6 protein-coding genes and 1 pseudogene are annotated in these 6,318 nt (G+C 40.8%); 5 read left to right on the top strand and 2 right to left on the bottom strand.

From position 1 onward, the window contains the following. Positions 1–10: 10 nt before the first annotated feature. Positions 11–988, bottom strand: a complete 978-nt coding sequence (locus tag OGM63_RS19440; RefSeq protein WP_263747304.1) for a carbohydrate kinase family protein — start codon at positions 986–988, stop codon at positions 11–13. Positions 989–1,343: 355 nt separating this feature from the next. Here OGM63_RS19440 and pedR point away from each other — a divergent pair, with 355 nt between their 5' ends. The 5 genes from pedR (at position 1,344) to OGM63_RS19465 (ending at position 6,140) form a co-directional block, all read left to right on the top strand. After that, the gene (pedR, locus tag OGM63_RS19445) at positions 1,344–1,607 is read left to right on the top strand and encodes a photosynthetic electron transport-dependent transcriptional regulator PedR (RefSeq protein ID WP_263747305.1); all 264 of its coding nucleotides are present in this window, start codon (positions 1,344–1,346) and stop codon (positions 1,605–1,607) included. 276 nt (positions 1,608–1,883) lie between these two features. Next, a complete protein-coding gene (locus OGM63_RS19450; RefSeq protein ID WP_445974564.1) occupies positions 1,884–2,567 on the top strand; it encodes a DUF6391 domain-containing protein in 684 nt (227 codons plus the stop codon). 66 nt (positions 2,568–2,633) lie between these two features. Further along, the gene (locus OGM63_RS19455; protein WP_263747306.1) at positions 2,634–3,626 is read left to right on the top strand and encodes a glycosyltransferase; all 993 of its coding nucleotides are present in this window, start codon (positions 2,634–2,636) and stop codon (positions 3,624–3,626) included. A gap of 66 nt (positions 3,627–3,692) precedes the next feature. Further along, a complete protein-coding gene (rfbB, locus tag OGM63_RS19460) occupies positions 3,693–4,766 on the top strand; it encodes a dTDP-glucose 4,6-dehydratase (RefSeq protein WP_263747307.1) in 1,074 nt (357 codons plus the stop codon). Positions 4,767–4,949: 183 nt separating this feature from the next. Beyond that, on the top strand, positions 4,950–6,140 hold the full coding sequence (locus OGM63_RS19465) for a serine/threonine protein kinase (protein ID WP_263747308.1): 1,191 nt from the start codon (positions 4,950–4,952) through the stop codon (positions 6,138–6,140). Here the strand turns inward: OGM63_RS19465 and OGM63_RS19470 are convergent. Beyond that, positions 6,088–6,318 (bottom strand): annotated as a pseudogene (locus OGM63_RS19470) (hypothetical protein); the annotation flags it as partial. The gene OGM63_RS19465 and the pseudogene OGM63_RS19470 sit on opposite strands and share 53 nt — an antisense overlap.

The following is a 6,318-nucleotide window of genomic DNA, read 5'->3' on the forward strand; positions in this document are numbered from 1 at the left end:
ATGTTACATTCTAAAGTTGATGCGAAACCAGAAAAGCTTCAACTTCGGCTTTGGTTGGTTGAGAAGCGATCGCACCCGGTTTCATTGTCGTCAGCGCCCCGACAGCGCTAGCATAAGTAACAATTGCCCGTGCAATTTCCGGGTTCCTCAAGTTTTGGATACCATGAATGAGCAGTTGATGAATTAACCCTGCTAAAAAGCTATCCCCCGCACCGGTTGTATCAACTACAGGAATAGAAAAAGCAGGTAATTTGCCTTCATTTTCTCCGAGACAATAAGCACTACCATTTTCTCCATCTGTGACTAATACACCTTCAATTGAATCAAGACGATGAGCGATCGCTCCCGCATCTGTGGTATCAAATAACCATTCGGCTTCTTCTAATGCTAATTTGATAAAATCCACCCGCTTAAATAACGAGCGAATTTTCGCTGGGGCAATATCACTCCTTTTCCAAAATACCGGGCGCCAATTGACATCTAGCATAATTTTCAAGTCAAATTGTTCTGCTAAATCAAGAGCGCGGTGAATTGACGAAGCACTTTCAGGATATGCTAATTCCAAAGTACCCAAAACCAGAAAATCTGCTTCTTGAAATAGCGAATGTGATAATTCTTCACATTTTAGGTGAGTATCGGCAAATTCAGAAGTATCATATTCGCCAAAACCGGCAAAAGTGCGATCGCCTGTCTTAGAACGTGTAACGTAAACTTGCCGCGTTGGTGCTGTAGAATGGCGTTGCACCCCCGTTGTATCTACACCTACTTCTTTTAACAACTTTACCAGAGAATTTCCCGGTTCATCTTCACCCACACAACCGATAAAGCCTGCACTCGTTCCCAACTTCACTAAAGCACAGGCTACGTTCGCTGGTGCCCCTCCTGGATAAGGAGTCCACGATTTAACTTCTTCTAGCTCTAGCCCCAATTGATCGGCTAAACAATCAAACAAAACTTCACCTAAGCACAAAACACGGGGATTGCTCATTTCATTTTAGATTTTCGATTTGTCACTCTTGAATTTACAGTATAAAATCTACAACAATCTTTCTATTCTGTCGCCAGTTATTCACAGAATTAAATAGCCATTTTTGCTACTTATATAAGCTCTAGATGCTCCTACTTCGGAAAATCGCATAAGTAATTTTACGTCACTTGAAATATGTATAAGTATAAAATAATGTATATTTATTCCATTTAATTTGAGTCCCACAAATTTTAATTATAAAAAAAATATTGACAATCGTATTACTGCTAACACTTGAAATCCCTAGCTAGCAAAGAATCTTCTAGAATTAGAAAGAGCGATTGAGTAAATATACCAAGCGAGGATTGAAAAAGTCATGGCTGGTGGCGAGTCTCAGACCCCTGTTAGTCTGTCAGACAGAGAACTGCAAATTATCGATTTAGTAGCCACTGGCTTAACTAACCAAGAAATTGCAGGGAAACTGGAAATTAGCAAACGTACAGTTGATAACCATATCAGCAACATCCTCACGAAAACGCAGACAGAAAACCGAGTAGCACTTGTCCGCTGGGCTTTACAGTGGGGCAAAGTCTGCTTAAATGATGTAAATTGCTGTGCTCTACCTAATCCAAGCGATTAAACCCTAGTAGTGACGCGATTTATCGCGTCTGTCATCATAATAAAGGGCATGGGGCATAGGGCATAGGGCATAGGGGCATGGGAAGAATTGTATTAGAACCCGCATCACTTACAGCCGCTTGTTTAATTCCCACTCAAGAGCACTCCCCCACTCAAGAGCACTCCCCACTCCCCATTCCCCATTCCCCAACAAAAATTAGCAACAATCTACGGGCTGAAACGCTACATTTGAAACAAATCTATGTTGCTCCATTCCTTCGTAGGGAGAAGTGTTGCTATGAATACCTTTGCTTCTGCCAAACAAACCTCATCTTTCTTTGATTTTTTTAACTTTGATTTAACGGCATCAATGTCTGGAAAAGTTGCCAATGTCGATTTTATTGGCTCAGACTTTGGGCAACCCACACAAGATGCCGATTTACTCAAACAGCTATCCTTTGTACCAGGGTTAAAAGAAATTCTCATGTTGCGGCAGGTTCACGCCTTAGAACATGCTACGGTTTGGGTTCTGGGTCAATCAACTTCATACTTAAGCAATTTTCAAATTGATAACGAACTATTAAGCGGCTTATCTACCGAGGAAGGATTTTACCTTTATGGTGAAGTAAATATTAGTAACTTGCGACGTGCGGTAACACTCGCTTTACATCGTCTCACCAATGGAGAAGTTGATTTAGCCGTGCATCCGAGGTGCGGCACAAATGCATCAGTCGCTATGCTACTCACAGCTGGGTTAGCGGTGGGGATGCATTTGCTGCTTCCATTTCGTCCAATTGAGCAATTAGTCGGTTTTGGTTTGGCAGCTACCACAGCGGCTGAAATAGCGCCGGATATTGGTGCTTTAGCCCAGCGATATGTCACAACTGCGATACCTTTTAACTTGGCAATTGAAAATATTACCATCACTCGCGATATTTGGGGACGCGAGGCGCATTTTGTCAAGGTGCGCTGGCGGGAATAATATCGTATTTGGTTAAAGATTTATGATGATTGTCCGCAGGGAGCAGGTTGTCAAGGAATTTTTATCATGAGAAAACTTTATTTTTTATTACCTGGGACAGATGGCAAATTTGCCTGTGGTGGTCTTTGGGTAGAGTTAAATACAATTAAACTCGCTCAACAATTTTGTCATGCTGATGTTGTGACTTATCGACAAAGAGAGTCAGGTAAGCTTTTTTTAGAGGATGTGTTGAAAGAAAAAAATTTAGATGATGTTATTTTTGTTATAAGTTGGGGATTTGATGTAGCTAAACTAGCTCAAAAATTACAGCCACACAATATAATTTACCACGCCCACAGTGCAGGTTACGGATTTCAACTGCCGGCGAATATTCCCATCATCAGCGTTAGCCGAAATACACTCGGATATTGGGGACAAAATTCCCCACACTCTCTTTTATATTATTTACCAAATCAAATTGGTAATCAATTTCAAAATTTAAATATTCAACGTGATATTGATGTTTTAGTTCAAGCTCGAAAATCTTCTGAGTATTTAATCAAAGAATTAATTCCCACTTTGCAAAAGCAATGTAAAGTATTAGTTGTTGATGCTTATGTCGAAGATTTAGCAAAGTTGTTTAATCAAGCTAAAGTTTACCTCTATGACTCCGCAGAATATTGGATGCAACAAGCTGTCAGTGAAGGCTTTGGAATGCAACCGCTAGAGGCTTTAGCTTGTGGGTGTCAAGTTTTTTCGAGCATTAACGGTGGACTTTCTGATTATTTAGATCCGGGATTTAATTGCTCTAAAATTGCTGGATATTCAAAAGAATATGATGTAAAACGTATTTTAAAGGCACTTGAACATCCATCATATTCAATACCAGAAAATATTTTAGCAGAATATCGATTAGAAAATATTAATCAGCGGTTGCAAATAATTATAGATGAACTAAATTATTTTTTCGACCACAAAATGGATTACCCTAGCAATATCAAAAGTTTAACCAAAATGCATATCACAAAATTACGCATAAAAATAATTTTTGATAAACTGAAAAAAAAATCTTATAGGTAGTAAGCGCTTCAGCGCTTTCAAGTACTGAAGTCCTTACTACAGCGAAACTTAAACACAGGAGGTGTGATGAGTCGTAACTTGTTGGTGACGGGGGGTGCTGGATTTATTGGCTCGAATTTTGTCCATCACTGGTGTAAAAGTTATCCAAATGACCGAGTGGTGGTGCTAGATGCACTAACTTATGCGGGAAATCGTGGTAATTTAGCTGCTTTGGAGAAAGAAGAGAATTTTCGCTTTGTGAAGGGGGATATATGCGATCGCACTCTCATTGACAAATTACTCCAAACAGAAAATATCGACATAATAGCCCATTTTGCCGCCGAATCTCACGTTGACCGCTCAATTATCGGTCCCGGTGCTTTCGTGCAAACCAATGTAGTCGGAACTTTCACTTTACTAGAAGCTTTTCGTCAACATTGGCAAACAAACGAGAAGCCTTTAAATTATCGATTCTTGCACGTTTCCACAGATGAGGTTTATGGAAGTCTAGCACCAAATGACCCAGCATTTTGCGAAACTACACCTTATGCTCCCAATAGTCCTTATTCCGCTTCTAAAGCTGGCAGCGATCACTTAGTTCGTGCATATTACCATACTTATGGACTTCCAACAATTATTACGAATTGTTCCAATAATTACGGTTATTATCAGTTTCCAGAAAAGCTAATTCCTCTGATGTGCATCAACATTTTGATGGGTAAACCTTTACCAGTTTACGGGGATGGTAAAAACGTGCGAGATTGGCTTTATGTTGCTGACCATTGTAGTGCAATAGAAGTAGTGATTCAACGCGGCACACCAGGAGAAACTTATAATATCGGTGGCAACAATGAGGTAGAAAATATCAACCTTGTGCAGATGCTGTGTCAGTTGATGGATGAATTAGCACCTGATTTGCCGGTGCGTCCTTCCCAGAACTTGATTACTTTTGTTAAAGATAGGTTAGGACATGACCGAAGATATGCAATTAATAGTAATAAACTGCAAACTGAGTTAGAGTGGACACCCTCAGTAACAGTAGAAGAAGGCTTACGTCTCACCGTTGAATGGTATCTCGCTCATCGCCATTGGTGGGAACCACTTTTATCTGAAGAATATCAGACTTATTACCACAAAAATTATCTTCAATCTGCAAGTTAAATAAAACCGTAGTCAGCACAGAGAGTGCTTTCTTAAGCGCTGAAGCGCTTACTACAATCCCTAACATCACGGTTTCGTAACAATTAGTAACTTCAAGTAGCTTTCTTACTATCAAAGTTGTCAGTACTGGGTAACTTATCGTTAGATTAGAGAAACTAGGCTGGTGACTCACGCAGGTGTCGAATGCTGCAAGCAGAACAGATATTACAAAATCGTTACCAAATTCAACGTCAACTCGGCAATAATGGAGTTCGTCAAACTTGGCTAGCAACAGATTTACAAGCTAGTGATGTTGATAATTCTCTTGTTGTAGTTAAACTCCTTGCTTTTGGGGGTACTGTACAATGGGATGATCTCAAACTTTTTGAACGAGAAGCACAAATTCTCAAACAGCTAAATCATCCCCGCATTCCCCGGTATCTCGATTATTTTTGTGTCGATGACCGAACGCTTTGGTTTGGCTTGGTGCAACAATATATCCCTGGTGAATCGCTCAAAGAACAACTTAATGCGGGGAAAAGGTTTAGCCAAAAAGAAGTTAGAAAAATTGCTGTGGAGATTTTAAATATTCTCACCCATTTGCATGAGTTAAACCCTACAGTGTTGCATCGGGATATTAAACCGAGTAATTTAATTTGGGGTGAAGATAATCATATTTATTTAGTTGATTTTGGTGCAGTTCAAGATAAAGCGGCAAAAGAGGGTGTAACTTTCACTGTGGTGGGAACTTACGGTTATGCACCGATGGAACAATTTGGAGGTAGAGCGGTTCCAGCGTCGGATCTCTACGCACTGGGAGCGTCTTTAATCCATTTGTTAACAGGTACTGCTCCATCTGATTTACCAGTGCAGGAATTACGGATTCAATTTGCTGACCGAGTTAATCTGAATTCGGGTTTTGTCAGTTGGCTGCAAAAGATACTAGAACCCTCCCCAGAACAACGATTTACAAGTGCTCGTGAAGCTTTAGAGGCACTCAAAAATGGTCTTGCTCTCAAACGGGCTAAAAGCAATCAATTGCAGCGTAAAGAAATAATAAATAACTCTGGGTGCGGGATAAATAATACAACCGAAGAAGTTCCTGATGAGATTAAGGGGTGGAACTGGGGTGCATTTCTATTACCTTGGTTTTGGTTGTGGACTAATCAAGTTTGGGTAGGCTTGTTATGTTTTGTACCACAAACTGGTTTTGTCGTCACCCTGGCTCTCGGTGCAAAAGGTAATGAATGGGCTTGGAAAAGTAGAAGGTGGCGTAGTATAGAACAATTTAAAGAACATCAAAGAGGCTGGGCGATCGCCGGACTGATGATTGGCGCACCAATTAGTTTGCTAATATGGCACGGTGCGATCGCTTTTGTTGCCTCGATGCTGTAATCAAAGTTGGGAGTTGGGAGTTGGGAGTTGGGAGTTGGGAGTTTGGAGTTTGGAGTTGGGAGTTGGGAGTTTGGAGTTGGGAGTTGGGAGTTTGGAGTTGGGAGTTGGGAGTTGGGAGTTGGGAGTTGGGTGTTGGGAGTTGGGTGTTGGGTGTTGGGAGTTGGGAGTCGGGTGTTGG

Source organism: Plectonema radiosum NIES-515, assembly GCF_025753815.1.
Lineage (GTDB): Bacteria > Cyanobacteriota > Cyanobacteriia > Cyanobacteriales > Nostocaceae > Hassallia > Hassallia radiosum_A.

What these genes read in the sequence shown, in the direction of transcription:
- OGM63_RS19440 (WP_263747304.1), bottom strand. Translation starts at nt 988, where the DNA reads ATGAGCAATCCCCGTGTTTTGTGCTTAGGTGAAGTTTTGTTTGATTGT.
- pedR (WP_263747305.1), top strand. Translation starts at nt 1,344, where the DNA reads ATGGCTGGTGGCGAGTCTCAGACCCCTGTTAGTCTGTCAGACAGAGAA.
- OGM63_RS19450 (WP_445974564.1), top strand. Translation starts at nt 1,884, where the DNA reads ATGAATACCTTTGCTTCTGCCAAACAAACCTCATCTTTCTTTGATTTT.
- OGM63_RS19455 (WP_263747306.1), top strand. Translation starts at nt 2,634, where the DNA reads ATGAGAAAACTTTATTTTTTATTACCTGGGACAGATGGCAAATTTGCC.
- rfbB (WP_263747307.1), top strand. Translation starts at nt 3,693, where the DNA reads ATGAGTCGTAACTTGTTGGTGACGGGGGGTGCTGGATTTATTGGCTCG.
- OGM63_RS19465 (WP_263747308.1), top strand. Translation starts at nt 4,950, where the DNA reads ATGCTGCAAGCAGAACAGATATTACAAAATCGTTACCAAATTCAACGT.